Origin of the sequence: Bradyrhizobium sp. PRIMUS42 (assembly GCF_023006515.1) — a bacterium.
GTDB lineage: Bacteria > Pseudomonadota > Alphaproteobacteria > Rhizobiales > Xanthobacteraceae > Bradyrhizobium.
On sequence record NZ_JALBGZ010000864.1, the window covers coordinates 1 to 2,362 of the forward strand.

Annotated in this window: 1 protein-coding gene and 1 pseudogene; both read right to left on the minus strand. The window is 64.1% G+C overall.

What is annotated here, in order from left to right:
• Positions 1–155: 155 nt before the first annotated feature.
• Entirely contained in the window at positions 156–1,253 is a 1,098-nt protein-coding gene (gene nirK / locus MOV75_RS34860; RefSeq protein ID WP_246932054.1) for a copper-containing nitrite reductase, read from the minus strand.
• 534 nt (positions 1,254–1,787) lie between these two features.
• A pseudogene (locus MOV75_RS34865) lies at positions 1,788–2,252 on the minus strand (copper chaperone PCu(A)C); the annotation flags it as partial.
• Between the last annotated feature and the right edge of the window lie 110 nt (positions 2,253–2,362).

Here is a 2,362-nt window from a genome sequence, read left to right on the forward strand (position 1 = left end):
TGCCGTGGACCGCCACGTTCGAGACCAGCGGCGCCACCGCGATCGGCCCTGCGAGCCCGGCGGCGCAGGCGAGTGCCAGTTTGAGCTTGAATGCGATCAGCATGGTCATTCCCCGAAGGAAGAAGGGGCCGGTGATGACCGGCCCCTCGTCGCGTCTAGTTGGTTTTGGCAGCCGGTATTTCGGCAGGCGCCTTCACCTGGGTCATCAGATCGTCGTTCCACTTGCCCTCGACCTTGAAGTGCGCGGTGGCACCGAGGTCTGCGGCCTCGATCAGATTGTGCGTGACATAGGCGTAGATGCCGGGCTGCATGAACTTGTACAGCGCGGCTCCCGCCGAGCCGCCACGGATGAACCAGGTCTCGAGTCCGACCTCGGGTGCATTGCCGAACTTGCCGGTCTCCCAGACATAGTCGCCATGGCCGCCGATCAGATGCGGACGGCTGTCGCGATTGGCCTGCGAATGCACGATCAGCACGTTCTCGCCGACATTGGCGGTCAGCGCGCTCTTGCCGGTGAGCGCCCCGACCTTGCCGTTGAACACGACGTGGGTAGGAGTCAGCTTCTTCATCACCTCTTCGGTTTCGGTGAAGGCTTCGCCGGGCGAGTCGTAGGACTTGAAATTGCCCTTCTCGTCGCGCGGCACATACATGTCCTGCTCGCCGACATAGTAGACCTTGTCGTATTTCAGCGCGTGGCCCTTGCCGTCGTTCAGTCCGTCGCGCGGCAGCACCATCACGGCGCCGTTCATGCCGGAGACGACGTGCCAGGGGATCATCGGGCCGCCCGGGGCGCAGTGATAGACGAACACGCCGGTCTTGGTTGCCTTCCAGCGCAGCACGACCTGCTCGCCGGGATTGATCAGCGTGAGTGCACCGCCGCCGAGCGCGCCGGTCGCGGAATGGAAGTCGATGTTGTGCGGCATGGAGTTGGTCGAGGGGTTGACCAGCGTCGTTTCGACGTAGTCGCCCTCATGCACGACCATCAGCGGGCCCGGCATCGAGCCGTTGAAGGTCATTGCCTGGAAGGTGGTGCCCTTCTCGTCGATGACGACCTTCTTCTCCTCGATCGTGAGCTTGAACTCGATGATCTTCGGACCTTGCTTGGTCGCTTGCTCGTGCGCATGCACGAATGGCGGCGCCACCAGCTCTACCTTTTGACGCGGCAGTTTGAGATCATCGGCAGCCAAAGCGGGGGTCGCCAGCATCAGGGCGGTCGCGGCGGCGCCGATCAATGCGACTCTGCGGGTGAACATCGGAAGCATCCTTCATCTGGAAAGGTTTTTGATGACGGATGCAGTGTGCGCCGATCGCGGCAAGAGTGTTTGCGCTGCGACAAGCTTTTGCCGGATTCGCCTCCGCTACAGTACTTAGGTGCCTCAACGGAGCAGGATAGGTGACACCACCTTGACCGCGTCCGAGGGCGTGATGCGGATGTCGAGGCCGAGCGACCAGCGGCCGGACAGTGGGGCCGACATTCTGACCCGCCATTGATCGTTGCCGACGCGTTCGGCGCTTGCAGTGATCGGTGCCACGCCATGTTCGGGATTGCCGAGCGTCACCGCAACCGCATCGGCACTCAGTGGCAATTCGTTCGCATCTTCGAGCTGGATTGCGATCTCGACCGGACCGGCGCGCCCCGGCGAGACCGTGACGTTGGCCATGGCCTTTTCAGCATGCAGGTGGGTGAAGAAGCTCTCGTCCGCTTCGGATGTCGCTGCGGGTGGTGCAGACGTCGCCTGCTCCGAGCGATGCGCCGGCTGCACCGTCGCCGTGCTCTCCGTCCTTTCGGGAGCCTGTGCGCCGATGGCCTGCACGTCGAGCGTCACGTTCACCTTGCCGGCGCGCTCGAATGCCAGCGTCACCGGCATCTGGTCGCCGGCATGGAGCGGCACATCGAGGCCGATGAACATCAGGTGTCCGCCGCCGGGCGCGAGCGTAACGACTTGTCCGGGTGCGATGATGAGCCCCTTGTCGAGCGGGCGCATGGTCATGACACCGTCGTTGACGGTCATCTCGTGGATCTCGGTTCGAAGCGCATGGGCGGCCGATGCGGCCTGCAACCGCTCCGGCGTCTGGCCCCTGTTCTCGATCGTCAGATAGCCGCCAGCGACCTTGGCACCGCCGGGCGTCGCCCGGCTCCAGGCCCTGGTGATGACGAGATCGCCGCTGGAGGTGTCGGCTGCGAAGGCGGGAGACCCGACAAGGCATGTCAGGATGACCGCGCCGGCGAATGCTCGCTTGGATGAGATCATGATCGAGGCCTTGGAAAGGATGCGGGGCTAGAAGAGATGTGCGGCGAGCCGGACCGCGGCCCAGATCGCCAGCGACAGCACGGCGAAGACAGCGATCGCGGCGGCCAGAG

Coding starts and splice junctions, on each gene's coding strand:
- nirK (WP_246932054.1), bottom strand. CDS start 1,253: ATGTTCACCCGCAGAGTCGCATTGATCGGCGCCGCCGCGACCGCCCTG.